The organism is Streptomyces sp. NBC_01320 (assembly GCF_035974375.1).
Lineage (GTDB): Bacteria > Actinomycetota > Actinomycetes > Streptomycetales > Streptomycetaceae > Streptomyces > Streptomyces yanii.
The window spans coordinates 10719724-10744178 of the sequence record NZ_CP108390.1; the positions used below are offsets into that span (position 1 = coordinate 10719724).

Here is a 24455-nt window from a genome sequence, read left to right on the forward strand (position 1 = left end):
GGCCCTCCCGCTCATGTAAGCGGGAGGGCCACCCCTTCACCGTTGTACCGGGCGACCCGCTCCCTCACTCCTGGAGCACGGTGATCGCACCGCTCAGCGCGGCCTCCCGGATCGTGTCACCGAGCGAACGGCAGCCTTCGAACGCACCGCCGTTCGGTCCCTCGCCACAACCGCCGGCCTGCCGCTCCGGGCAGCCCAGCATGGCCTGCGCGTCCCACTGCACGCTCGTCTGCTGCCAGCTGCTCTTGCGCACCCGCACCTGGTTGCCGCACCGCAGGCAGGACAGCGGCCGCATGGGCGCGCTGTCGGTCAGCCGGTTGTCCTCGCGCGGCATCAGAGGGGCCGGCTCTCGGCCGCGGCCTTGCGGGCGAGGTTGGCCTCGACCTCCTTCTGCCAGGCCTCGACGGGACGGGTGGTGTCGAGCTCGAACTCGAAACGATTCACCATCTCCGGCTTGACGTCGGCGGCATCGACGTAGAACTGCTCGTACCAGCGGCGCAGTTGGTAGACCGGGCCGTCCTCCTCGCACAGGAGGGGGTTGTCGATGCGGGTCTTGTTCTTCCAGATCGCGATGTCCTGTTCGAAGCCCAGTTTGATGAAGTCGGCCATGTTCGTGGCCAGCTTGTCGGCTTCCGCGCCCTCCAGGCTGTCCGAGCGCTTGACGATGATGCCGTACTGCAGGACGAAGCGGTCGGCGCTCACCGGGTAGTGACAGTTGATCAGGATCGACTGCACATCGCCCGTGTCGTAGTGGTAGGTGAGGTCGTCGATCATGAACGACGGGCCGTGGTAGGACGCCACCGACGTGCTGCCGGTCGTCTTCGGCTGGCCGTTCTTCGCCTGCGGGCGCGCGTCCGGGCGGCCCGTGCCCCGCATGAACTGGGTGGCGGTGTGACCCTCGAAGACGTTCTTGAAGAACGTCGGGAACGAGTAGTGCACATAGAAGAAGTGCGCCATGTCCACGACGTTGTCGACGACTTCGCGGCAATTGGCGTCCACGACGGTCTCGTACCAGATCCAGTCGGTCCACGAGTCGCTCGTCGCCCCCTCGATACGGGGGATCGTGACGTCCGCCGGAGGCGGGTTCCCCTCGGGGTCGTTCCAGACGAAGAGCATCCCGTCCTGGTCCAGGGTCGGCCAGGCCGCCGTACGGGCCCGGAGCGGCACGCGCCGGGCGTACGGGATCTGCTTGCAGCGGCCGTCCCCGCCCCAGCGCCAGTCGTGGAAGGGGCAGGCCACCTCGTTGCCCTTGACGGTGCCCTGGGAGAGATCGCCTCCCATGTGGCGGCAGTAGGCGTCGAGGACACTGAGCTCGCCGTCGCTGCCGCGGAACACCACGAGCTTCTGGCCGAAGGCCTGGACCGAATGGGGCTTGCCGTCCTTGAATTTTTCCGACAGCCCCAGGCAGTGCCATCCACGGGCAAACCGGGCCGGTGCGGCCGCCGCCTCGATGGCGCGGACTCCGTCGTGTTCTGACTCGACTGCGGTCACGTTGTTCCCATCCCCTCAAGGACGCAGGGTCTCCAGTGTTCGGACGGTAGGACGGGGCGTTGCCGGCCCACCGGGGCAGTCCCACTGACCGGAATGGCATGCGCCGGGTCCCTGGTGAAGGGCGGTTCCGGTGAGCGGGACGGTGCCGACGCCGGTCATCGGGGCCGGGTAACGTCCGCCGCCCTGCCTGCGGTTGTCCGGGAGAAGGGCCGTCATGAAGCGTTTCGAAGGTGTTGATGTTCTCCTCACCGGAGCGGGGTCCGGTATCGGCCGGGCCACGGCGATCCGCCTGGTGGCCGAGGGGGCGGCCGTGTTCGCCGTCGACCTCTCGGGCGACGGTCTGTGGGAGACCGCCGGGGCGGCCTCCGGGCCCGGGCGGATCGTGACCCATGTCGCCGACGTCTGCGAGGAGAGTGCCGTCGTGGACGCCGTACGGGCGGCCGCCGAGGAGCTCGGCGGCATCGATGTCCTGATCAATGTGGCGGGCATCCACCGGACGACTCCCATCGACCGGCTGACCGTCGCCGACATGCAGCAGCTGTTCTCCGTCAACGCCGTCGGAACGGCCCTGTTCTGCCGGGAGGCGCTGCGGCATCTGCCCGACCGGACGGGCGTCATCGTCAACGTGGCCTCGTCGTCGGCCGCGCACGGGAACCCGTACATGAGCGCCTACTCGGCGTCGAAGGGCGCGGTGCTGGCGTTCTCCTTGTCCCTGGCCGCCGAGGTGGTGCACCGCGGCATCCGCGTTGTGCCCGTCTCACCCGGCACGGTCGCCACGCCGCTGGTGGGGCCGCACGTCCTGCCGCCGGAGCTGGACGCCAGTTACTACGGGCGGATCCGGTCGCTGCTGGGCGCCGCCGACCCGGAGCAGATCGCCGGCGTCATCGCCTTCGCGGCCTCGCGGGACGGGAGCTACCTCACGGGAGCGGAGATCAGGGTCGACGGAGGCTCACACATCTGAGGGGCCGCCCGTCCCGGCCGGCCGGCGGCGCAGAGCCATTCAGTGGGACTGGGTATTGCACCGCACAAGAACGAATTCTAGTTTTTGGGTGCGGTGCTGAACCCCGCGAGCCTCCCGAGGCCGCGGCAGGCGCCGCGACCGACCGGACCAGGCCGGTCCGCCAACCGACCCGGCCCGCCAAGGGCCGCCTCACACCCTACGGAGAACCATGCCCGAGGCCGTCATCGTCGAAGCCACGCGCACACCGGTCGGGCGGCGCCGCGGAGCGCTGTCGGGGCTGCACCCGGCCGAGCTGCTGGGGCTGGCCCAGAAGGGCCTGCTGGACCGCGCCGGAATCGCCCCGGACGCGGTGGACCAGGTGATCGGAGGCTGCGTCACCCAGGCCGGCGAGCAGTCCAACAACGTCACCCGCAACGCCTGGCTGCACACCGGACTGCCGCACGCCACCGCCTGCACCACCATCGACTGCGCCTGCGGCTCGTCCCAGCAGGCCGTGCACCTGATCGCCGGGCTGATCGCCTCCGGTGCGATCGACGTCGGGATCGGCTGCGGCGTCGAGTCGATGAGCCGGGTCTTCCTCGGACAGGCGCTCGCCCCCGGCACCGGCCTGCCGGTGCCGGGGGACTTCGCACTGGACATGCCAGACCAGTTCACCGCCGCCGAGCGGATCGCACACAAACGCGGCATCACACGGGCCGACGCGGACGCCCTCGCACTCGCCTCCCAGCGCAACGCCGCCCGCGCGTGGGCGGAAGGCCGCTTCGACCGGCAGATCATCGAGGTCGAGGCACCGGTGCCCGGCCCCGAGGGCCCGACCGGGAAGACCGCCGCCGTGACCCGCGACGAGGGCCTCCGGGACACTACGACCGAGGGGCTCACCCAGCTGAAGACGGTGCTGCCCGACGGCATCCACACCGCCGGCAACTCCTCCCAGATCAGCGACGGCGCCGCCGCCGTACTCCTGACGAGCGCCGAGCGCGCCGACCGCCTGGGACTGCGCCCGCGGGCCCGTATCGTCGCCTCCGGCATGGTCGGCTCCGACCCCTACTACCACCTCGACGGGCCCATCGAGGCGACCGACCACGTGCTGTGCAAGGCCGGCATGACACTGGCCGACATCGACCTGGTCGAGATCAACGAGGCATTCGCCTCCGTCGTGCTGTCGTGGGCGCAGGTCCACCGCGCCGACATGGACAAGGTGAACGTCAACGGGGGTGCGATCGCCCTCGGCCACGCGGTGGGCTCGACCGGCGCCCGGCTGATCACCCAAGCCCTCCACGAGCTGGAGCGCAGTGACAAGTCCACCGCACTGATCACCATGTGCGCCGGCGGCGCGCACTCGACGGCGACGATCATCGAACGGATCTGAGGGACCGCCATGACCATCGGACTGACCGAAGAGCACCGCGACCTGCGCGACACCGTACGCACGTTCGCGAACCGGCACATCACCCAGGACGTCGTCCACAAGGCGGTGAGCGCCGAGCAGGAGATGCTCCCGCCGTTCTGGCAGACCCTCGCCGAACAGGGGCTGCTCGGCCTGCACCTGCCCGAGAACGCGGGCGGTGCCGGCTACGGGCTCCTCGAACTCGCCGTCGTCGTCGAGGAACTGGGCCGGGCCATGGCCCCGGGCCCCTTCCTGCCCACGACGCTCGCCGCCGCGGTCCTGCACCGGGCGGGACACCGGACACATCTGGCCGGGCTCGCCGACGGCACCACGATCGGTGCGGTGGGCCTGGGCGCCGGCAGCCTCACGCTCTCCCGCGGTGACGACGGCGCCGCGACGGTCTCCGGCGAGTCCGAACTCGTCATCGGCGGCCACCTCGCCGACCTGTTCGTGCTGCCCGCCCGCGACGGCGACCGCACGACGTGGTTCGTGCTCCCGCGCGCCTCCGTGGACACCACCGACGTGGCCGGCCACGACCTGGCCCGCCGCCCGTCCAGGGTGCGCCTGCGGAACACCGCGGTCCCCGCCACCGACGTACTGGCGGTCGACCAGCAGCTCCCGCTCGACCTGGCCGCGGTGCTGTTCGCGGCGGAGGCCTCCGGCATCGCCGACCGGGCCGTCGCCGTCTCGGCCGAATACGCCCGGGTGCGCGAGCAGTTCGGTCGCCCCATCGGCCAGTTCCAGGGCGTCAAACACCGCTGCGCACGGATGCTCGCGCTCGCCGAACAGGCCCGCGCCTGCGCCTGGGACGCCGCCCGCGCCGGCGAACCGGGCGCCGTCCAGGACCCGGCGGAGGCGTCCCTCGCCGCCGCCGTCGCCGGAGCGACCAGCGTCGAAGCGGCGTTCACCACCACGAAGGACGCCATCCAGGTCCTCGGCGGCATCGGCTTCACCTGGGAGCACGACGCCCACCTCTGGCTGCGCCGGGTCCAGACCCTGCGCCTCACCCTCGGCCCGACCGCCCGGTGGCGCCGCCGGGTGGCCCGGCTCACCCTGGACGGCGCCCGCCGCGATCTCGGCGTCGAACTGCCGCCCGAGGCCGAGGAGATACGCGCCGGCATCCGCGCCGAACTGAGCTCCGCGGCCGCCCTGGAAGGCAGGGAACGGCTCGTCCACCTCGCCGACCACGGCTACACCGCACCGCACCTGCCCGCACCCTGGGGGAAGGGCGCCGACGCCGTGACCCAGCTGGTCATCGCGGAGGAGATCCGCGCGGCGGGCCTGACCCCCGTCGACATGATCATCGGCGGCTGGGTCGTCCCCACCATCATCGCCCACGGCAACGCCGCCCAGCAGGAGAGGTTCCTCGCGCCGACCCTGCGCGGCGACATCGTCTGGTGCCAGCTCTTCAGCGAGCCCGGAGCCGGTTCCGACCTCGCGTCCCTGAGCACCCGCGCGGAGAAGACCGACGGCGGCTGGCGGATCACCGGACAGAAGGTGTGGACCTCCATGGCCCGCGACGCCCACTGGGGCATCCTGCTGGCCCGGACCGACGCCGCCGCACCCCAGCACAAGGGACTGTCGTACTTCCTGCTCGACATGACCGCCCCCGGCCTGGACATCCGCCCGCTGCGGCAGATCACCGGCGAGTCGGAGTTCAACGAGATCTTCCTCGACGACGTGTTCGTCCCCGACGACATGCTCGTCGCACAGCCGGGCGACGGCTGGAAACTCGCCCGCACCACGCTCGCCAACGAACGAGTCGCCCTCTCCCACGACTCGTCGCTGGGGTCCGGCGAGGCGCTGCTCGACATCGCCGCCGCAACCCCCCACGAGATGGACGACGAACGGCTCACCACCCTCGGCGGCATCCTCTGCGACGCGCAGTCCGGTGCCCTGCTCGGCCTGCGCACCACGCTGCGCTCGGTCTCCGGCCAGCAACCGGGCGCGGAGGCCAGCATCGCCAAACTCCTCGGCGTCGAGCATCAGCAGCAGGTCTGGGAGACCGCCATGGACTGGCAGGGCAGCGCCGCGCTGACCGGCGAGGGCCGGCGTCACGACGCCACCTGGATGTTCCTCAACTCCCGCTGTCTGTCGATCGCGGGCGGTACGACGGAAGTGCAGCTGAACATCATCGGCGAACGCCTGCTGGGCCTGGACCGAGACCCCAGGCCCACCCCGAAGCGTGCCTGAAGACGCGACCGCGGCGCGGCCGGCCGGGCCGGCCGCGCCACCGGGCCGAAACCCCTCGTGAAGGAAGAACCACCATGCCCATCGACCGCCACAAGGCGCTGAGCGCGGACCCGTCCGTGCGCGAGATCAGCTGGAGCACCCGCGACGTGCTCCTGTACCACCTCAGCCTCGGGGCCGGCTCGGACGCCGCCACCGACCCGGAACTGCACCTGACCTTCGAGCGTGGCCTCCAGGTGCTGCCCACCTTCGCCCTGGTGGCCGGCTCCGGCATCTCGGCCGGAGAGGTGCCCACGATGTCCGTGAACATGCCCGGCATCGAGACCGACCTCCGCTCGATCCTCCACGCGGGCCAGGGACTTGAGATCCACCGGCCGCTGCCGGCCTCGGGCTCGGCCACAGTCACCTCGCGGGTCGCCGAGGTGTGGGACAAGGGGAAGGCGGCGGTGATCGTGCTGGAGTCCGCCGCGGCCGACCCACAGGGCGATCCGCTGTGGACCACCACCATGCAGATCTGGGCCCGCGGGGAGGGCGGCTTCGGGGGAGAGCCCGGACCGGAGACCTCCTGGACGGCGCCGGAGCGCCCGGCCGACCTCGTGCTCGAAACGCCCACCACCCCGCAGCAGGCGCTGCTGTACCGGCTCAACGGAGACCTCAACCCGCTCCACGCCGACCCCGGGTTCGCCCGTGCGGCAGGCTTCGACCGGCCGATCCTGCACGGGCTGGCCTCGTACGGAATCGTCTGCAAGGCGCTCGTCGACGGAGTGCTCGACGGTGACGTCACGCGGCTGAACGGCTTCTCCGTACGCTTCGCGGGCTCACTGTTCCCGGGCGAGACCATCCGCACCTCGGTGTGGCGAGAAGGAGAGGGACTGGTGCTGCACTCCACCTGCCCCGAACGCGACAACGCCCCGGTGCTCACCCACGCGACGGCGAAGGTCACCTCATGAGCACCGGATCCGACACCCGTACCGACGGCGAGACCGCCGCACGGCCGCCGCTGGTGGCCGAGGCCCACGACACCGGACTGGACGCGGCCGTCGCCGCGGCCCGCCGGGTGATCGCCGCGCTGCTGCTGGCCGGCGACCGGTCGGACGCCGACATGTCGTGCGTCGCCAAGCAGCTCCACGCGGTCGCGGACCACCTGGCGGAGCACGCCCCCGCCCGCGAGGAGCGCCTGGTCGACATGTGGAACGGCGAGGGGGTGACCAGGCACGACCCGGTCACCGGACCCGAGAACGCCCTCGCGCCCCCGCTGAAGCTGTACGGCCGGGACGACGGCGCCATCGAGGGCACCGTCACCCTCGGCCTGCCCTACCAGGGGCCGCCCGGACATGTGCACGGCGGCATCTCGGCGCTGCTCCTGGACCACACCCTCGGCGTCGCGAACCACTGGGGCGGCCCCTCCGGCATGACGGCGGAACTCACCCTGCGCTACCACCGCCCCACCCCGCTGTTCGAACCGCTGACGGTCACCGGCCGCCAGGTCCATGTGGACGGCGCGAAGATCCGCACCGTCGGGACCATCTCGGCCGGCGGCCAGGACTGCGTGAGCGCAGAGGGCCTGTTCATCGCCAAGCACCTGGCCCGCCCGCGCTGAACGCCCGGCCGGAGCACACCCGCACACGAAGAGAGGCAGACCGGTGGGAAGTCTTGAGAGCAAGGTCGCGGTCGTCACCGGGGCCGGACAAGGAGTGGGCCAGGGCATCGCCCTCGCGCTCGCCACCGAGGGCGCGTCGATCGCCGTCCTCGGGCGGACACCACAGAAGCTCGAAGCGACCTGCGAACTGCTGCGTGCCCGCGGCCTCCGGGCCGAACCCTTCGTCTGCGACGTGAGCGACACCGACCGCGTCCCCGGGGTGGTGGACGCGGTCGCCGACCGGTTCGGCGGCATCGACATCCTGGTCAACAACGCGTACACGGGCGCCTACGGCCCGCTGCTGTCGATGAGCGACGCGCAGTTCCGCAAGGGCTTCCACAGCGGCCCCTTCGCGACCTTCGCCTTCATGAAGGCCGCCCACCCCCATCTGAAACGACGGGGCGGCGGCGTCGTCGTCAACCTGGTCACCTCGGCCATGGTCCGCTGGGATCTGCGCAACTACGGCGCGTACGCCGCCGCCAAGGTGGCCGTCCGCTCCCTGACCCGCAGCGCCGCCTGCGAGTGGGGGCCCGACAACATCCGCGTCAACGCGGTGGCACCGCACGCCGTTTCGCCCGCGTACGAGAAATGGCAGACCGCCAACCCGGAGGAGGCCGCCGCGTTCTGCGAGTCCATCCCGCTCGGCTACGTCGGCGACTGCGAGCAGGACATCGGACGGGCCGTGGTGATGCTCTGCGGACCGGACGCCCGCTATTTCACCGGCGCGACCGTGCCACTCGATGGAGGCCAGGCCAACTTCGACTGACGTACCGCTCGTTCCCCCCGGGTGCCGGACAGACCCTGAGCCTCCCGGTCAGCGGGACCGCCCGCACCAGGGGAAACCCTCCCGGCTAACGTCGCGGTCAGCACCTTGACCGGTGCGCCGGCGGAGGACCGGAACGAGGACCGGCCGACGGGTCAGGACCGCGCGAACTCTCCGTCGTGCCACGCCCATCGGGGCATCAGCGCATCACCATTCACGGCGGGCGGCCCGGCGCGCACATCTGCACGCGCCGACGCCCGCACCGACAGCGGGAAACCCCGGTCAACGGGTGAGAGGGACCGACGTTGCACGAGATGATTGCCGACCTGCTGCTCGCCAGGGCCGGGGACGACCACGTGGGTCTGCGCACCCGCGAGCGCAGCTGGACCTGGGACGAGGTCGTCCGGGAGAGCGCGGCGCGCGCGTCCTGGGCCCGGTCGCTGCGCACCGAGGGTCCGTTCCACATCGGCGTACTGCTGGACAACGTGCCCGAGTTCATCTTCTGGCTGGGTGGTGCCGCCCTCAGCGGCGCGACCGTCGTCGGCATCAACTCCACCCGCCGCGGCGCCCAGCTCGAACAGGAGGTGCGGCACGCCGACTGCGGGCTGCTCGTCACCGACCGTGCGGGCCTCGCACTGCTCGACGGCCTGGACCCCGGCGTGGACCGTGACCGGGTCCTGATCGTCGACGAGCCGGGCTACGCGCAGCAGGCGGCGGCGTACGCCGCCGACCCGGTCCGGGACCCGGCCGTCACCGCGGACACCCGGATGCTGCTGCTGTTCACCTCCGGTACGACGGGCGCCTCGAAGGCGGCGATCTGCTCGCAGGGCCGGCTGACCGCGCTCGCCCGGGCCAACTGCGCCAAGTACGACATCGGCCGCGACGCCATCTGCTACTGCTCCATGCCGCTGTTCCACGGGAACGCGCTGATGATGCTGTGGGCTCCCGCCCTGGCCGCCGGCGCCACCATCGCCCTCACCCCCAAGTTCTCGGCCTCCGGTTTCCTCCCGGACGTCAAGCACTTCGGAGCCACCTTCTTCACGTACGTCGGCAAGGCGATCGGCTACGTCCTGGCGACACCCGAGCAGGCCGACGACGGCGACAACCGGCTGACCCACGCCTTCGGCACGGAAGCCTCCCCGGAGGACCAGGCCGCCTTCCTGCACCGCTTCGGATGCCGGCTCATCGAGGGCTACGGTTCGAGCGAGGGCGGCGGCATGCTCAAACAGGCACCCGGCGGCCCGGTGGGGGCGCTCGGTGTGCCCGCACGCGACAGCGTCAGGATCGTCCACCCGGAGACCCGCGAGCAGTGCCCGCCCGCCGTCCTCGACGAGCACGGCAGGGTGAAGAACCCGGAAGAGGCCATCGGGGAGATCGTCGACACCGAGGGCGCCGCCAGGTTCGAGGGCTACTACAAGAACGACGCCGCGAACGCCGAACGCGTACGCCACGGCTGGTACTGGACCGGTGACCTCGGATACGTCGACGAGTCCGGCTGGTTCTACTTCGCGGGCCGTTCCGGCGACTGGATCCGCGTCGACGGGGAGAACACCTCGGCGCTGCTGACCGAACGGATTCTGCGCAGACACCCCGCCATCGTCGCCGCCGGAGTCTTCGGCGTGCCCGACCCCCGCTCCGGCGACCAGGTGATGGCCGCGGTCGAGATCCCCGAGGGCACACGCTTCGAGGAGCTGCGCCTGCCGGAGTTCCTGTCCCGGCAGGAGGACCTCGGTACCAAGGGCGCACCGCGCTTCGTCCGGGTCTCCCACGCCCTCCCGAGCACCGGCTCCAACAAGCTTCGCAAGAAGGAGATGCAGCTCCAGGGCTGGCGCACAAAGGACCCGGTCTACCGCTGGGCCGGACGCGGGGAGCCGGACTACGTACCCATGACCGACGAGGACAAGACGGCACTGCGCGGCGAGTTCCTCGCCAACGGGCGCGCGCGCTTCCTTCCCTGACCACGTCCGTCGGCGACAACGACAGGAGAACCACATGCAACTGCGCGAGAGTGCCGCACAGCGCGAGCTGCGCAAGGAGTTGCGCAGGTACTTCTCGGGCCTGATGCCCGAGGAGGAGCGCCGTCGGGTCGGCGAGGAGGGCGTCGGCGGGGACCGCTTCCGCGAGGTGGTCAAACGGCTCGGCTCCGACGGCTGGCTCGGCATCGGCTGGCCGAAGGAGTACGGGGGCCAGGGCCGCTCGATCGAGGAACAGTACGTGTTCTTCGACGAGGTCCAGCGGGCCGGTCTCCCGTTCCCGTTCGTCACCGTGAACACGGTCGGCCCCACGCTCATGGCGTACGGGTCGCAAGAGCACAAGGAACGCTTCCTTCCGGGCATCCTCTCCGGCGACATCGTCTTCGCGATCGGCTACACGGAGCCCGAGGCCGGCACGGACCTGGCGTCGCTGACGACGCGGGCCGTCCGTGACGGCGACGGCTTCGTCGTCGACGGCAGCAAGATCTTCACCAGTGGCGCCAACACCGCCGACCACATCTGGCTGGCCGTCCGGACCGACCCCGACGCCCCCAAGCACCAGGGCATCTCGATCCTGGTCGTCCCGACCGACGCCGAGGGATTCTCCTGGAGCCCCATCCGGACCGTGGGCGGCATGGTCGTCACCGCCACCTACTACAGCGGTGTCCGGGTGCCGGCCACCGAGGTGGTGGGCGAGGTGAACGGCGGCTGGCGGCTGATCACGGCGCAGCTCAACCACGAGCGCATCGGCCTGGCGGCGCTGGGGGGCCGGATGATCCAGCTGTGGGAGCGGGTCCTGGAGTGGGCCAAGGCCAACGGCACCGTCGAACTGCCGTGGGTCCGCCAGGAGTTCGCACGCACCCACGCCCGGCTGGAGGCGATGCGGCTGATGAACTGGAAGATGACCGGCGCGGTCGCCCAGGGCACCCTGACCGGGGCCGAGGCCGGTGCGGCCAAGACGTACGGCACCGAGACCCACATCGAGGTACAGCGGAGCCTGACCCAGATCCTGGGAGCGGCGGGACGCATCCGGCCCGAGTCGCCAGGCGCGGTACTGGCCGGACAGGTGGAGCAGCTCTCGCGCCAGGGCATCGTGAACACCTTCGGCGGCGGCGTCAACGAAGTCCTCCGCGACATGGTCGCCACCCAGGGCCTGGGCCTTCCCCGCAAGGGGCGTGGCGCGTGAACGAGGAGTACGAGGAGCAGCTGCGGGCCTTCGTCGGCCGTGAACTGAAGCCGCTCGCCCCGGGCCAGGACCCCGTCAACCGGCCGATGATCCGGCACTGGGCGGAGGCGATGGGGGACGACAACCCGGTGTACGTCGACGACGAGGCGGCCCGCGCCACGGGACGCGCCGGTGTGGTGGCCCCGGCATCGATGGTCCAGGCGTGGACGATGCGGGGCTACGCCGCCACGATGGCCCTGCCGGGTGCGCACAGCGGGTTCGACGAGCTGGTCGAGCTGCTGGACGCGGGCGGTTACACCTCCGTGGTGGCGACCGACTCCGAGCTGGAGTTCCTGCGCGAACTGGCGCCGGGGGACCACGTCGGCGTGCAGGAGGTGGTCGAGTCGATCTCACCGGAGAAGCGGACCGGGCTCGGCGTCGGACGGTTCGTCACCACCGTGAAGACCTACCGGGACCAGGACGGGCAGCCGGTCGCCACCCAGCGCTGGCGCACCCTGCGGTTCCGTCCGGCGGAGTCGCAGCCGGAGCCGGAGCAGAAGCAGAAGCAGGAACAGGAGGCGGCCGCGGCGCCGCAGCGGGAGCCGGCGGCGCCGCGGCCACGGCCCGCCGTCAACCGGGACAACGCCTTCTGGTTCGAGGCGGCCAAGGGGCACCGCCTGCTGATCCAGCGCTGTTCCTCCTGCGCGACCCTGCGCCATCCGCCGGGGCCCTGCTGCCCGCAGTGCAACTCCCTGGACTGGGGCACCGTCGAGGCATCGGGGCGCGGCCACGTCTACAGCTTCACGGTGAACCACCACCCGCGGCATCCGGCCTTCGCGTTCCCGATGGTCGTCGCGGTCGTCGAACTGGCGGAGGGCACCCGGCTCATCACCAACCTGGCCGGCATCGCACCCGAGGACGTGGCCATCGACATGCCCGTCGTCCTCGACTGGCTGGACGCCGACCCCGACCTTTCACTGCCGGTGTTCCGGCCTGTCGCGACGGAGGACCACTAGTGGATTTCTCGCTGGGAGAAGAGCTCGAAGCAGTCCGGGACCTGGCGCGTGAGATCTTCACCGACCGGACCACCCCCGAGCGGCTGCGCGAGATCGAGACGTCCGGGACCCGTGTCGACGGCAAGCTCTGGGCCGACCTGGCCGCTGCCGGGCTGCTCGGCACCGCCCTGCCCGAGGAGGCCGGCGGAGCCGGACTCGGGACAGCCGCGCTGTGCGTCCTGCTGGAGGAACAGGGGCGGTGCGTGGCACCTGTCCCGATCTGGCCGGCCGTCGTCGCCGCCCTCGCGGTCGACGCGCACGGCTCCGAGCGGCAGCGCGGTGCGCTCCTGCCGGCCGTGGCCGACGGCACGGCCCGGCCGACCCTCGCGCTGGAGGAATTCGGCCCGGCCGATCCGCTCGCACCGCTGACGACCGCCACGGCCGACGGGGACGACTGGCGGCTCAGCGGCACCAAGGCCGTGGTGCCCTCGCCCGCGGGCGCCGGGCAGGTACTCGTCACCGCCAGAACCGAAGCAGGCACCGGTCTCTTCCTCGTCGCCGCGGACGCCGCCGGGGTCACCTGGGAGCACGCCGAGACCACCAGCCACGACCTTGCCGGGCAGCTCACGCTCGACGGTGCCCTCGCCGAGGCGGTCGGCGCCCCGGGCACCGGAACCGTGGAGTGGACCGTCGAACGCGCCGCCGTCGCGCTGGCCGCCGTACAGCTCGGGGTTGCCGAGGGCGCGCTGCGGCACGCAGCGGGCTATCTGGGCGAGCGCCGGCAGTTCGGCCGTCCGCTGGCCACCTTCCAGGCCGTGCAGCACCAGCTCGCCGACTGCTGGATCGACATCGAGGCGATGCGGGTGACGCTGTGGCAGGCGGTGACCGCGCTCGACGACGGCGAAGGCGCGACCCGGGCGGCGCTGGTCGCCAAGTGGTGGGCCACCGAAGGCGGGCTGAACGTCGTCCACCGCGTCCAGCACGTGCACGGCGGCATCGGCGTGGACACCGACTATCCGGTGCACCGCCACTTCCTGTGGGGCAAACAGATCTCGACCACCCTGGGCGGGGCGGGCGCCGACCTCTCCCGGCTCGGCGCGCTCCTGGCCCGCGAGGCGGTGGCCTCATGACGGCACCGGTCAGAAGCACACCACCGGCCGCGCGGACGACGTCGGCCACGCGGATGTACGAAGAGGTGGCCGTCGGCGACACGCTCCCCGAGCTGTCGATCCCGCTGACCCGCACGCTCATCGTCGCCACCGCCCTGGCGAGCCGCGATTACCAGGACGTGCACCACGACCCCGAACTGGCGCGGCAGCGCGGCTCGAAGGACATCTTCATGAACATCCTGACCACCAACGGGCTGGTCGACCGGTACATCACGGGATGGGCCGGCCCGGCCGCGGTCGTCAAGGCGATCCGGATCCGGCTCGGCGCGCCCAACTACCCCGGCGACACGATGGTGCTCACCGGCACAGTCATGGCCAGGACCGACGAGGACCGCGGGCTGGAGATCTCGGTGCGCGGCACCAACGGCCTGGGCACCCATGTCTCCGGCACGGTGACCGTGCAACTGCCGAAGGGGGCGGGGACCCGATGACCGTCAGCGCCCTGACCGGTGCCGCCGCCGTGGTGGGTATCGGGGCCACCGAGTTCTCCAAGTCCTCCGGGCGCAGCGAACTCCAACTGGCCTGCGAGGCCGTGCTCGCCGCCCTCGCCGACGCCGGGCTCAAGCCGTCCGACGTCGACGGCCTGGTCACCTTCACCGCCGAGACCAACTCCGAGATCCACCTGGCCCGCAACACCGGTATGGGGGAGCTGACGTTCTTCTCCCGCATCGGCTACGGCGGCGGCGCCGGCTGCGGGACCGTGCAGCAGGCGGCCATGGCCGTCGCCACGGGCGCCGCGGAGGTGGTCGTCTGCTACCGCGCCTTCAACGAGCGCTCCGGCGAACGGTACGGACTCGGCCAGGCCGACCGGCCGATGGACACCACCGCCGACCGCGCCGCGTACGCCTGGATGACCCCGTTCGGACTGAGCACACCCGCCCAGTGGGTCGCGATGTTCGCCCGCCGGTACATGCACGAATACGGTGCCACCAGCGAGGACTTCGGCCGTGTCGCCGTCGTCGACCGCAAGCACGCGGCGAACAATCCCGCCGCCTGGTTCCACGGGCGGCCCATCACCCTGGAGGACCACCAGAACTCGCGCTGGATCGCCGAACCGCTGCGCCTGCTGGACTGCTGCCAGGAGACCGACGGCGGCCAGGCCCTGGTGGTCGTGTCGGTGGAGCGGGCCCGTGACCTGCCCCACCCGCCCGCGATGATCCGCGCCGCGGCCCAGGGACTGGGAGCCGACCAGCACATGATGACCAGCTACTACCGGCCGACGATCAGCAGCATCCCGGAAATGGGCCTGGTCGGGCGGCAGTTGTACGCGCAGAGCGGCCTCGGGCCCGAGGACATCGACGCCGCGGTCCTGTACGACCACTTCACCCCGCTGGTGCTGCCGCAACTGGAGGAGCTCGGCTTCTGCGGCACGGGCGAGGCCAAGGACTTCATCGCGGAGGGGAACCTGGAGATCGGCGGCCGGCTACCGGTGAACACCCACGGCGGTCAGCTCGGCGAGGCCTACCTGCACGGCATGAACGGCATCGCGGAGGGCGTCCGGCTGGTCCGCGGCACGTCCGTGAACCAGCCCGACGGTGTCGGCAACGTCCTCGTCACCGCGGGGACCGGGGTACCTACCAGCGGACTCGTCCTGGGAGCCGACCGATGACCAAATCCCCGTGGCACGGCTGCGACCTCGGCACCCGTACCGTCTCCTACACCGAACGCGACGCGATCCTGTACGCGCTCGCGGTCGGAGCGCGGGCGAGCGACCTCGACCTCGTGTTCGAGGAACGGCTGCGGGTGTTGCCCACGTTCGCGCTGACGCTGGCGCAGTGGGCTCCCGACGCCCTCGGCGCGCTGGGCGCCTTCGACATCAGGACCGCCGTCCACGGAGCCCAGCGGCTGAAGGTGCTGGCGCCGCTGGCGAGGAGCGGCGAGGTGGCGATGACGGCCCGGGTCGCCGAGGTGTGGGACAAGGATTCCGCCGCCGTCTTCGACGTCGAGGTGGCGAGCGAGTGCTTCGTGGCGACGTGGTCGCTGTTCGCCCCCGGCTGCGGCGGCTTCGGCGGCGACCGGGGTCCCAGCGCCCCGAAACGGCCGGAGAAACCCGCCGACCAGCGGCTGGCCGTGGCCACGCACCCCGACCAGGCCGCGCTCTACCGGCTGCTCGGCGACCGGCACCACATGCACATCGACCCCGAGGCGGCCCGAGCCGCGGGCATGCCCCGGCCGTTCCTGCACGGTCTGTGCACGCTCGCCGCGGTCACCCTTCCCATGGCCGAGACGCTGGGAGCCCACCCGGCCGACGTGGTGGAGCTCGAAGCCCGGTTCGCCGCGCCGGTGTTCCCGGGCGAGCGGCTCGACGTCCACGGATGGCAGGACGGCGACGCCGGCCTGCGGTTCGAGACATCGGCACACGAACGTACGGCGATCTCCGGTGGCCGTATCCGTTTCCGTTCCACCCGCCCGACCGGCGGACCCCCGATCCAGGAGGAAGACCACGATGCTTGAGCCCTCGCAGCGCGCCGAAGCCGCAGACCTGTTGTGGGCAGCGCAGCGGGACCGGGTACCCGTGGCCCCGCTGACCGAGACGTTCCCCGGCATCGACGTGGTCGACGCCTATGAGATCCAACTGGCGAACATCCGCAGGCAGTTGGTGACCGGGGTCACCGTGAGCGGCCACAAGGTGGGGCTCTCCTCGAAGGTCATGCAGCAGATGATGGGGGTCGACGAGCCGGACTACGGCCATCTGCTCTCGGACATGGTGCTGTCGGAAGAGACCCCCGTGGACACCGGCCGCTACTGCTTCCCCCGGATCGAGGTCGAGATCGGCTACGTACTCGGCGAGAGCCTCCCCGGTGAGGGGTGCACGGGCGAGGACGTCCTCGCCGCGACGGAGTACGTCGTCGCGAGCATCGAACTCATCGACAGCCGGATCCAGGACTGGAAGATCGGGCTCGCGGACACCATCGCCGACAACGCCTCCTCGGCGGGGGTGATCCTGGGGGCCGCCCGGGTCGCCCCGCGCGACCTGGACCTCACCGACATCGGCGCCGTGCTGTACCGGGGCGGCGAGGAGATCGCGCGCGGCAACACCAGCGCGGTGCTCGGAGATCCGACCGAGGCCGTCGCCTGGCTGGCCCGCAAGGTGGCGTCGTTCGGCGTCCGGCTGGAGGCCGGTCACATCGTTCTGCCCGGCTCGTGCACCCGGGCGGTCGACGTGCGGCCCGGGGACGACTTCCGGGCCGAGTTTGCCGGACTGGACTCGGTGTCGGTCCGCTTCGCCTAGCGACGGGGCCCGCACCACTCAGCGGGACACCCCGCCGGGCAGAACTAGAATTCATACTAGTTTCGGGCTCTCGGAATGCAGGTCGCACGAGAGGAATGAGGCAGCATGAGCTCGACGAACAGCCTGGCGGGGCGTACCGCCGTCGTCACCGGCGCCGGCGCCGGCCTGGGCAGGAGCGAGGCGCTGGCGCTCGCGGCCCAGGGCGCCAACGTGGTGGTGAACGACGTGGGGCCGGCCGCCGAGGAGGTCGTCGCGGAGATCAAGGTTCTGGGCCGCGAGGCCGTCGCGGTGACCGGCGATGTCGGCGAATGGTCCATGGGCGACCGTCTGGTGCGGGCCGCGGTGGAGAGCTTCGGCAGCCTGGACATCCTCGTCAACAACGCGGGTGTGCTGCGCGACAAGATGCTCTTCAACCTCACCGAGTCCGACTGGGACGACGTCATCCGCGTCCACCTCAAGGGGCACGCGGCCGTCTCGCGCGCGGCGGCGGCGCACTGGCGGGCGGCCGCCAAGGCGGCCGGCGGCCCCGTCTACGGGCGGGTGGTCAACACCTCCTCCGAAGCCTTCCTCTTCGGGGCCCCGGGCCAGCCGAACTACTCCGCGGCGAAGGCCGGCATCACCGCGCTGACCCTGGCCACCGCCCAAGGGCTGTCCCGATACGGCGTGCGCGCCAACGCGATCTGCCCGCGTGCCCGCACCGGAATGACGGCGGGCGTCTTCGGCGCCGGAGCGAATGCCGACGACGGACTGGACATCCTCGCCCCCGAGCGGGTCGGGACGTTCGTGAGCTACCTGGCCTCGCCCGCCGCGGCAGAGATCAACGGGCAGGTGTTCGTCGTCTACGGCGACATGGTGGCCCTGATGGCGGCCCCCACCGTGGAACGGAAGTTCACCGCGGGCGACGGGGCCTTCACCCCGGAGGAGCTCGACTCCCAGCTGACGCCCTACTTCAGCGGGCGCAACCCGTACCACAACTACGCGGCCTTCAGCGTCGCCGAGCTCGACACCACCGGGGTCGAGAACGTGGCAGCCGCGAACTGACGCCTCGCGGGGCTCACGAAGCGGGGGCCGTCTCCGGGAAGGAGACGGCCCCCGCTTCGCGCTGCCCCCGCACCGGCGCGCTCCGCACGGACCGGTGCGATCAACCGGAGCGCGTCTCCAGGGGCGTGGGGCCGGGCGCGAGCAGCAGCTCGCACGCCATGCGCAGGTCGGACTCCGCGTCGGCCGCGGAGATCCGCTCGTTGAGCCGCGACTGCAGGACGCCGTACCAGAGCAGCGTCAGCAGCCGGACGCGGGTGAGGTGCTGCTCCGCGGGATGCTCCACCCCCCACGCCTTCAGCATGAGGTCGCGGAAGCCGGTGTCGACGCGCGTCACATCGGTGACGGTCGCGGCGCTCGCGGAGTTCGCCGACTGGATCATCGCGGTGGCGAGCGTCGGATGGCGCAGCAGGTTGTGCGTGGCGCTGGCCAGCGTCTCGAAGACGGCGTCCACCGGAGAGGTGTCGGCGCCGCGCTCGGGCAGCCGTGCGCCGAAGCCTTCGATCTGCTCGGCCATGACTGCCGTGAACAGGTGGGTCTTCGACGGGAAGTAGCGGTAGAGCGTGCCGATCGCCACTCCGGCGGCCTTGGCCACCTCATGCATCTGCACCCGGTCCAGATCCTGCTCGGCCGCGAGCTCCGCGGCCGCGCGGAGGATGCGCAGCTGACGCGCCCGCTGCCCGGGAGAGCTGGGCTCGGCACCTGCCCTGGCCTCGGCGATTCTCGGCACTTCTCCCCCTGAACGGTCGCATACAGGAACGACGTCCGAGGATACGCGGCAAGGGGTGGGAAAGGGCGCGGGGTAGTCCCGCTCAGCGCGACCGGGCCCACACCCGATGGCGGCTTCGGCAGCGGGACCCGGCCCGTTTCCGTACGCGACTGCCTGCCCGCATGGGAGCCGGTCCGTTCAGGCGTCCGACCGGGCCCATCTCCTCCCGGTGAACGGGACTGCGCGTACCCGCGATGACGGCACTTCTTCTTACGCTGACCGGCACATGACGACCGGCCAGGAGGAAACCGCATGTCCATTGCCGCAAGCAGTCCGTCCCCAGCCGAAGGATGGGACGCCGAGTGCGACGTCCTCGTGGTCGGTTCGGGAGGCGGCGGCTGTACCGGCGCCTACACGGCCGCAGCCCACGGACTGGACACGATGCTCATCGAGAAGACGCCGCTCTTCGGCGGCACCACCGCCTACTCAGGCGCCTCCCTGTGGCTGGCGGGCAACCAGGCGCAGCAGCGGTCCGGACTCGACGACAGCGCACAGCAGGCTCTCGGCTACCTGCGCGCCACGGTCGGCGAGCGCACCAGGGCGTCACTGCAGGAGTCCTACGTCAACCACAGTGGGGACCTGGTCGCGTTCCTGGAGGAGAGCCGTCACCTGCGCTTCCGCTACGCGGCGTTCCCGGACTACTACGACGCTCCGGGAAGGTTCGACCGGGGACGCTCGATCGTGCCGGAGGAGATCGACGCCGCGGAACTCGGAGACCTGCTGGACCTCCTGCGCCCCTCCTGGGCGGCCGACCGCCTGGGCGCGGATCTGCCCCGGGCCCGACTGGGCGGCGGACAGGCCCTGATCGGGCGTTTCCTGCTGGCCCTGCGGGAGACGTCCCGGGTGCGGCTGAGCCACAGCACCGCCCTGGACGGGCTGATCCAGGAGAACGGCCGCGTCGTCGGCGTCCAGGCTCTGCGGGACGGCCGCCCGCTGCGTATCCGGGCCCGCCAGGGCGTCATCCTGGCCGCCGGCGGCTTCGAGGGCAGCGACGAGTTGCGCCGGACGTACCAGGCCCCCCGGGATGCCCGGTGGACCATGGGGCCGACGGGAGCCAACACCGGGGACGCGCTTCGGGCAGGTCTCTCGGCCGGCGCGGGCACCGACCTGCTGGGCGAATGCTGGTGGTGCCCCAGCGTGGCGCTGGACGAATCCACCGCGTCCTTCACCCTCGGCGCCAGGGGCGGCATCTTCGTCAACGCCCAAGGACGCCGGTTCGCCAACGAGTCCCTTCCCTATGACCGGATGGGCCGCGCCCTGCTCGCCCAGGAGGCCGCCGGCAACCCCCTACCCTGCTACTGGATCTATGACGGCACGACCGAAGGCCTGCCGCCCGGTATCGTCAGCGCGAACCCCGGCGACGCCCGGCCGTACCTCGACAGCGGCGTGTGGAAGAAGGCCGACACCCTGGTCGGCCTCGCGGAGCAGATCGGCGTCCCGGCCGCGGAACTCACGGCAACGGTCGAGCGGTTCAACAGCTTCGCGGCGGCCGGCGTGGACGAGGACTTCCACCGCGGGGAAGACCCCTACGACCGCTTCTTCGCGACGGGTGAGGGCGCGAACCCCAATCTTGTGCCGCTGGAGAAGGGGCCGTTCCACGCCGTTCCCGTCGTACTCGGCGACCTCGGCACCAAGGGCGGCCTGACCACTGACGACCAGGCCCGCGTGACGACACCCGGCGGCGACGTCATCCCGGGCCTGTACGCGGCGGGCAACACCATGGCGTCCGTGAGCGGACTGGTCTACCCGGGCCCGGGTGTGCCCATCGGCTCGGCGATGGTCTTCGCCTACCTGGCGGCCACGGACATCGCCCGGCAGCAGACGAACTGACCGGACCGCGGAACCGGCCGGATGCCTGCCGCGAGCCGCCCCCACCCGACGAGGATCCCGACCAGTGGGATCCCGTAGCCGCACCCCCGGCCGCCCGGCCTATCGTCCCCGGCACACCGCGTTCCGAAGGACGGCCGTCGCGCCGGGGCAGGAAGGAAGCCGATGATCGACAAGAGCGTGTACGGGCCGTGGGCGGTCGTCGCCGGCGGATCCGAGGGCGTGGGGGCCTCCTTCGCGCACCGGCTCGCCGACGCCGGAATCAACCTGGTCCTCGTCGCACGCAAGTCGGGACCGCTGCGCCGGACCGCAGACGAGGTCCGCGCCAAGGGCGTCGAGGTGCGCACCCTCGAACTCGACCTCCTCGACCCCGGCGCACTGGCATCGATCCGCAAGGCGACCGATGACGTCGAGGTCGGACTGCTGATCTTCAACGCGGGCGCCAACAGCTACGGCCACGAGTTCGTGAGCAGCGACCTCGACCGGGTCCAGGGCGTGATCGACCTCAACATCACCGCCCAGCTCGCCCTCTCGCACCACTTCGGCGCGAGCATGAAGGAGCGAGGCCGGGGCGGCATCATGCTCGTCGGCTCGCTCTCCGGCTACCTCGGCCAGGCGCAGATCAGCATCTACTCCGCCGCGAAGGCGTTCAGCCGGGTCTTCGCCGAGGGGCTCTGGCTGGAGCTGGAGCCGTACGGCGTGCACGTCCTCGAACTGGTCCTCGGCGTGACCCGCACCCCCGCGATGGAGCGGGCCGGCCTGCGCATGGACCTGCCCGGACTGCGGGTGGCCGAACCCGACGACGTCGCGGAGGAGGGCCTGGCCCATCTCGCCGACGGACCCGTGTGGGTCGCCGGCGGCAACCAGGCGGCGGCCGAGAAGCGCAGCGGCTTCCCCCGCGCCGGACTCGTACGCGGCGCCCACGAGGCGTCCCGGCGCCTGCTCCCGAGCTCATGAGGGGCCCGCTGACGATTCCCGGCGCGCTCGACCTCGCCGCGACCACCCGTCCGCGGACGGAAGCGGTCGTGGACGACGAGGTGCGGCTGACCTACGCGCAGCTGCGCCACGAGGCCCTGGCGGCCACGAGGTCGTTGCTGGCGCTCGGCGTCCGGCGCGGCGACCGGATCGCCCTGTGGGCGCCCAACAGCCACCGCTGGGTGGTGGCCGCCCTCGCCGTCGCCGGTACCGGCGCGATCCTGGTACCCGTCAACACGCGGTACAAGGGCGACGAGGCGCGCCGGGTGCTCGAAAAGAGCCGGGCGCGGCTCCTGCTGGTCGAGAACGGCTTCCTGGGCAACGACTACCTGGCCATGCTCGGCACGGACGCCACGGGGGAGACCCCGGTCCCGGGGCTGCCCGATCTCGTCGACGTGGTCACGCTGGGCGGTCCGGCGGATTCCGCCGCGCGGCCGTGGGTGGCCTTCGTGGAGCTCGGCAGCCGGGTCCCGGAGGACGAGGCGGTCGCCCGGTGGGCGTCCGTACGGCCCGACGACGTGTCGGATCTGCTGTTCACCTCCGGGACGACCGGCAGACCCAAGGGCGTGCTGACGAGCCATCAGCAGAATCTCTCGACCTACCGGGCCTGGTGCGGCCGGACCGGAGTCACCGGCGACGACCGCTACCTGATCATCAACCCGCTGTTCCACTGCTTCGGCTACAAGGCAGGGGTCCTGGCCTGTCTGCTGCAGGGCGCGACGATGGTCCTGCAAGCCGTGTTCGACGTGACGAAGGCGATGACCGCCATCGAGGCGGAGCGTGTCACCGTCCTGCCGGGCCCGCCCACGATCTACACCTCGATCCTGGACGCGCCGGATCGGACCCGGTACGACCTGAGCTCCCTGCGCCTGGCCGTGACGGGCTCCGCCGTGGTACCGATCGCCCTGGTGCAGCGGATGAGGGCCGAACTGTTTCCCGTCGTACTCACCGCGTACGGCCTGACCGAGTGCTGCGGCACCGTGACCGCGTGTGCTGTCGCGGACGACGACGAGACCGTGGCCCTGACCGCCGGCCGGCCGATCGACGGCGTGGAACTGGCCGTCGTCGACGGCGAAGGCCGGACCGTGCCCGTGGGGCAGGACGGCGAGGTCCTGGTGCGCGGTTACAACGTCATGCTCGGCTACCTCGACGACCCACGGGCGAGCGCCGAGACGGTCGACCCGGACGGCTGGCTGGCCACCGGTGACGTGGGACGCGTCGACGAGCGCGGCAACCTGACCATCACCGGCCGGTCGAAGGACATGTTCACCGTCGGAGGCTTCAACGTCTACCCGGCGGAGATCGAGCAGGTGCTCAGCCGGCACGACGCCGTCGCCGAGGCCGCGGTCGTCGGCGTCCCGGACGACCGGCTGGGCGAGGTCGGACGGGCCTATGTGACCCTGCGGCCGGGCGCGGACGCCGCAGCCGCCGAGCTGATCGGCTTCTGCCGCGACAGGCTGGCGAACTTCAAGGTCCCACGCGAGGTCGTCGTGCTCCAGGAGTTCCCGCGCAACGCCTCCGGCAAGGTCCACAAGGCCGGGCTCCAGAGCACATGACGACGCACGGACATGGAGGACTGCACGATGGGCAACGAGGTTCTGGAGTCGGTACGCGCCCTGCTCCCCGCGATCGCGGAGCGGGCGCAGACCACCGACGAATCGCGGCAGGTTCCTGAGAAGACGATCCGCGAACTCGTCGACGCCGGCGTCTTCCGGATGCTCCAGCCCCGGCGGTACGGCGGGCTGGAGGGCGACCCGGTGGACTTCTACGAAGTGGTCCGGGCGATCTCCGCCGTCTGCTGCTCGACCGGCTGGGTGGCCTCGGTGCTGGGCGTGCACCCCTGGCAGCTGGCACTGTTCGACCGGCAGGCGCAGGACGAGGTGTGGGGCGAGGACCAGGACACCCTGGTCTCGTCGGCCTACGCGCCCGTGGGCCGGCTGACCCCGGTCGACGGCGGCTACCGGCTCTCCGGCCGGTGGAGTTTCTCCTCCGGCTGCGGGCACGCCGGATGGGCGCTGCTGGGGGCCCTGGTCGTCGGGGCGCAGGGCCGTCCCGTCGACTTCATGACGGTGCTGGTACCCCGCTGCGACTACCGGATCGAGGACGTCTGGGACGTGGTGGGGCTGCGGGGCACCGCCAGCAACGACATCGTCGTGGAGCCGGTGTTCGTCCCGGCTCACCGCGTGATCCGCAACTATGAGCAGGCGCAGCTGAAGGGGCCCGGCCAGAAGGTCAACCCCGGGCCGCTGTACCGGCTGCCGTTCGCGGCAGTCTTCACCAGTGCGATCACCGCTCCGGTCATCGGCGCGGTGGCCGGCGGCTACGACTCGTACATCTCCTTGATGAAGGAGCGGGTCCGGCTCAGCCTGGGCGGCGGCAGGTTCGTCGAGGACCCCTTCGCCCAGGTCGCGATCGCGCGGGCGGCCTCCGACCTCGACGCGACGCTGCTGCAGATGGACCGCAACCTGCGCGAGCTGTCGGCACTGGCGGCGGAGGGGCGGGAGATCCCCGTGGAACTGCGCCTGCGCACGCGCCGGGACCAGGTGCGGGGCACCGAGCGGGCCGTCGCCGCGATGGACCTGCTGTTCAAGACGGCGGGCGGCAACTCGCTGCGCCGGGGCAACCCCATTGAACGCGCCTGGCGGGACGCCCACGCAGGCAGTGTGCACGTGGCCAACGACGTCGAACGGGCGCTGGCGATGTACGGCCGCGGCGCTTTCGGGCTCACCGTCGAGGACAACCTGGTCTGAGACGACGAGGCGCCGCTGCCGGACTCCGGCGGTGGCGCCTCGTCGCGTCACGGCGAGACGGAATGTCCGGTCACGGCGAGACGGAAAAGGGAAACGGCCGCGCGGCACCCGCGCGGCCGTTCCCGTTCGGG

Annotated in this window: 22 protein-coding genes; 19 read left to right on the plus strand and 3 right to left on the minus strand. The window is 71.6% G+C overall.

The window, feature by feature from the left end; genetic code table 11:
• Positions 1 to 64 precede the first annotated feature (64 nt).
• A complete protein-coding gene (locus tag OG395_RS48955) occupies positions 65 to 334 on the minus strand; it encodes a ferredoxin (RefSeq protein WP_327248677.1) in 270 nt (89 codons plus the stop codon).
• Entirely contained in the window at positions 334 to 1491 is a 1158-nt protein-coding gene (locus OG395_RS48960) for a Rieske 2Fe-2S domain-containing protein (protein WP_327248678.1), read from the minus strand. Before OG395_RS48960 ends, OG395_RS48955 begins: the two co-directional genes overlap by 1 nt.
• Before the next feature lie 214 nt (positions 1492 to 1705).
• Between OG395_RS48960 and OG395_RS48965 the strand changes: the two genes are divergently transcribed.
• The 15 genes from OG395_RS48965 to OG395_RS49035 all read left to right on the plus strand — a co-directional run bounded on the left by OG395_RS48965 (position 1706) and on the right by OG395_RS49035 (position 18006).
• Positions 1706 to 2452 carry an SDR family NAD(P)-dependent oxidoreductase gene (locus OG395_RS48965; RefSeq protein WP_327248679.1) on the plus strand — a complete coding sequence of 249 codons (747 nt, stop codon included), beginning with the start codon at positions 1706 to 1708 and terminating at the stop codon, positions 2450 to 2452.
• Between the two features lie 208 nt (positions 2453 to 2660).
• Complete coding sequence (locus OG395_RS48970) at positions 2661 to 3821, plus strand: steroid 3-ketoacyl-CoA thiolase (RefSeq protein ID WP_327248680.1); 1161 nt, start codon at positions 2661 to 2663, stop codon at positions 3819 to 3821.
• A gap of 9 nt (positions 3822 to 3830) precedes the next feature.
• On the plus strand, positions 3831 to 6032 hold the full coding sequence (locus OG395_RS48975; RefSeq protein ID WP_327248681.1) for an acyl-CoA dehydrogenase: 2202 nt from the start codon (positions 3831 to 3833) through the stop codon (positions 6030 to 6032).
• Positions 6033 to 6106: 74 nt separating this feature from the next.
• Complete coding sequence (locus tag OG395_RS48980) at positions 6107 to 6979, plus strand: MaoC/PaaZ C-terminal domain-containing protein (RefSeq protein WP_327248682.1); 873 nt, start codon at positions 6107 to 6109, stop codon at positions 6977 to 6979.
• Complete coding sequence (locus OG395_RS48985; RefSeq protein WP_327248683.1) at positions 6976 to 7629, plus strand: PaaI family thioesterase; 654 nt, start codon at positions 6976 to 6978, stop codon at positions 7627 to 7629. The genes OG395_RS48980 and OG395_RS48985 overlap by 4 nt, the downstream gene beginning before the upstream one ends.
• A 43-nt stretch (positions 7630 to 7672) precedes the next feature.
• A complete protein-coding gene (locus OG395_RS48990) occupies positions 7673 to 8434 on the plus strand; it encodes an SDR family NAD(P)-dependent oxidoreductase (protein ID WP_327248684.1) in 762 nt (253 codons plus the stop codon).
• 311 nt (positions 8435 to 8745) lie between these two features.
• Entirely contained in the window at positions 8746 to 10389 is a 1644-nt protein-coding gene (locus tag OG395_RS48995; protein WP_327249702.1) for an AMP-binding protein, read from the plus strand.
• Between the two features lie 34 nt (positions 10390 to 10423).
• Positions 10424 to 11590, plus strand: coding sequence for an acyl-CoA dehydrogenase family protein (locus OG395_RS49000; protein WP_327248685.1), 1167 nt, complete (start codon positions 10424 to 10426; stop codon positions 11588 to 11590).
• Positions 11587 to 12585: a bifunctional MaoC family dehydratase N-terminal/OB-fold nucleic acid binding domain-containing protein gene (locus OG395_RS49005; protein ID WP_327248686.1), complete on the plus strand. Its 999-nt coding sequence runs from the start codon at positions 11587 to 11589 to the stop codon at positions 12583 to 12585. Before OG395_RS49000 ends, OG395_RS49005 begins: the two co-directional genes overlap by 4 nt.
• Positions 12585 to 13694, plus strand: a complete 1110-nt coding sequence (locus OG395_RS49010; RefSeq protein ID WP_327248687.1) for an acyl-CoA dehydrogenase family protein — start codon at positions 12585 to 12587, stop codon at positions 13692 to 13694. The genes OG395_RS49005 and OG395_RS49010 overlap by 1 nt, the downstream gene beginning before the upstream one ends.
• 53 nt (positions 13695 to 13747) lie before the next feature.
• Positions 13748 to 14164 (plus strand): MaoC family dehydratase, encoded by a 417-nt coding sequence (locus OG395_RS49015; RefSeq protein ID WP_327249703.1) that lies wholly within the window; start codon positions 13748 to 13750, stop codon positions 14162 to 14164.
• Positions 14161 to 15342 carry a lipid-transfer protein gene (locus tag OG395_RS49020; RefSeq protein WP_327248688.1) on the plus strand — a complete coding sequence of 394 codons (1182 nt, stop codon included), beginning with the start codon at positions 14161 to 14163 and terminating at the stop codon, positions 15340 to 15342. The genes OG395_RS49015 and OG395_RS49020 overlap by 4 nt, the downstream gene beginning before the upstream one ends.
• Positions 15339 to 16187, plus strand: a complete 849-nt coding sequence (locus OG395_RS49025; protein WP_327248689.1) for a MaoC/PaaZ C-terminal domain-containing protein — start codon at positions 15339 to 15341, stop codon at positions 16185 to 16187. The genes OG395_RS49020 and OG395_RS49025 overlap by 4 nt, the downstream gene beginning before the upstream one ends.
• Positions 16180 to 16965: a 2-keto-4-pentenoate hydratase gene (locus OG395_RS49030; protein WP_327248690.1), complete on the plus strand. Its 786-nt coding sequence runs from the start codon at positions 16180 to 16182 to the stop codon at positions 16963 to 16965. The genes OG395_RS49025 and OG395_RS49030 overlap by 8 nt, the downstream gene beginning before the upstream one ends.
• 105 nt (positions 16966 to 17070) lie before the next feature.
• Positions 17071 to 18006, plus strand: a complete 936-nt coding sequence (locus tag OG395_RS49035; RefSeq protein WP_327248691.1) for a 3-oxoacyl-ACP reductase — start codon at positions 17071 to 17073, stop codon at positions 18004 to 18006.
• 100 nt (positions 18007 to 18106) lie between these two features.
• Here the strand turns inward: OG395_RS49035 and OG395_RS49040 are convergent, their stop codons facing one another.
• Positions 18107 to 18733: a TetR family transcriptional regulator gene (locus tag OG395_RS49040; protein ID WP_327248692.1), complete on the minus strand. Its 627-nt coding sequence runs from the start codon at positions 18731 to 18733 to the stop codon at positions 18107 to 18109.
• A 291-nt stretch (positions 18734 to 19024) separates the two neighbouring features.
• On the opposite strand from OG395_RS49040, the gene OG395_RS49045 reads away from it, so the two are divergent.
• From OG395_RS49045 to hsaA, 4 genes are all read left to right on the plus strand, one after another.
• A complete protein-coding gene (locus OG395_RS49045; RefSeq protein WP_327248693.1) occupies positions 19025 to 20602 on the plus strand; it encodes an FAD-dependent oxidoreductase in 1578 nt (525 codons plus the stop codon).
• 162 nt (positions 20603 to 20764) lie between these two features.
• On the plus strand, positions 20765 to 21556 hold the full coding sequence (locus tag OG395_RS49050) for an SDR family NAD(P)-dependent oxidoreductase (RefSeq protein ID WP_327248694.1): 792 nt from the start codon (positions 20765 to 20767) through the stop codon (positions 21554 to 21556).
• The gene (locus OG395_RS49055; RefSeq protein ID WP_327248695.1) at positions 21553 to 23130 is read left to right on the plus strand and encodes a FadD3 family acyl-CoA ligase; all 1578 of its coding nucleotides are present in this window, start codon (positions 21553 to 21555) and stop codon (positions 23128 to 23130) included. The genes OG395_RS49050 and OG395_RS49055 overlap by 4 nt, the downstream gene beginning before the upstream one ends.
• A 27-nt stretch (positions 23131 to 23157) precedes the next feature.
• Complete coding sequence (hsaA, locus tag OG395_RS49060) at positions 23158 to 24324, plus strand: 3-hydroxy-9,10-secoandrosta-1,3,5(10)-triene-9,17-dione monooxygenase oxygenase subunit (protein ID WP_327248696.1); 1167 nt, start codon at positions 23158 to 23160, stop codon at positions 24322 to 24324.
• Positions 24325 to 24455: the final 131 nt, after the last annotated feature.

Bases quoted from the DNA above. Each gene is read 5' to 3' on its own strand.
- OG395_RS48995 (WP_327249702.1), top strand. From the start codon at position 8,746: ATGATTGCCGACCTGCTGCTCGCCAGGGCCGGGGACGACCACGTGGGT.
- OG395_RS48970 (WP_327248680.1), top strand. From the start codon at position 2,661: ATGCCCGAGGCCGTCATCGTCGAAGCCACGCGCACACCGGTCGGGCGG.
- OG395_RS49020 (WP_327248688.1), top strand. From the start codon at position 14,161: ATGACCGTCAGCGCCCTGACCGGTGCCGCCGCCGTGGTGGGTATCGGG.
- OG395_RS49000 (WP_327248685.1), top strand. From the start codon at position 10,424: ATGCAACTGCGCGAGAGTGCCGCACAGCGCGAGCTGCGCAAGGAGTTG.
- OG395_RS48965 (WP_327248679.1), top strand. From the start codon at position 1,706: ATGAAGCGTTTCGAAGGTGTTGATGTTCTCCTCACCGGAGCGGGGTCC.
- OG395_RS49055 (WP_327248695.1), top strand. From the start codon at position 21,553: ATGAGGGGCCCGCTGACGATTCCCGGCGCGCTCGACCTCGCCGCGACC.
- OG395_RS48980 (WP_327248682.1), top strand. From the start codon at position 6,107: ATGCCCATCGACCGCCACAAGGCGCTGAGCGCGGACCCGTCCGTGCGC.
- OG395_RS48955 (WP_327248677.1), bottom strand. From the start codon at position 334: ATGCCGCGCGAGGACAACCGGCTGACCGACAGCGCGCCCATGCGGCCG.
- OG395_RS49015 (WP_327249703.1), top strand. From the start codon at position 13,748: ATGTACGAAGAGGTGGCCGTCGGCGACACGCTCCCCGAGCTGTCGATC.
- OG395_RS49030 (WP_327248690.1), top strand. From the start codon at position 16,180: ATGCTTGAGCCCTCGCAGCGCGCCGAAGCCGCAGACCTGTTGTGGGCA.
- hsaA (WP_327248696.1), top strand. From the start codon at position 23,158: ATGGGCAACGAGGTTCTGGAGTCGGTACGCGCCCTGCTCCCCGCGATC.
- OG395_RS49045 (WP_327248693.1), top strand. From the start codon at position 19,025: ATGTCCATTGCCGCAAGCAGTCCGTCCCCAGCCGAAGGATGGGACGCC.
- OG395_RS48985 (WP_327248683.1), top strand. From the start codon at position 6,976: ATGAGCACCGGATCCGACACCCGTACCGACGGCGAGACCGCCGCACGG.
- OG395_RS49025 (WP_327248689.1), top strand. From the start codon at position 15,339: ATGACCAAATCCCCGTGGCACGGCTGCGACCTCGGCACCCGTACCGTC.
- OG395_RS49050 (WP_327248694.1), top strand. From the start codon at position 20,765: ATGATCGACAAGAGCGTGTACGGGCCGTGGGCGGTCGTCGCCGGCGGA.
- OG395_RS49035 (WP_327248691.1), top strand. From the start codon at position 17,071: ATGAGCTCGACGAACAGCCTGGCGGGGCGTACCGCCGTCGTCACCGGC.
- OG395_RS48975 (WP_327248681.1), top strand. From the start codon at position 3,831: ATGACCATCGGACTGACCGAAGAGCACCGCGACCTGCGCGACACCGTA.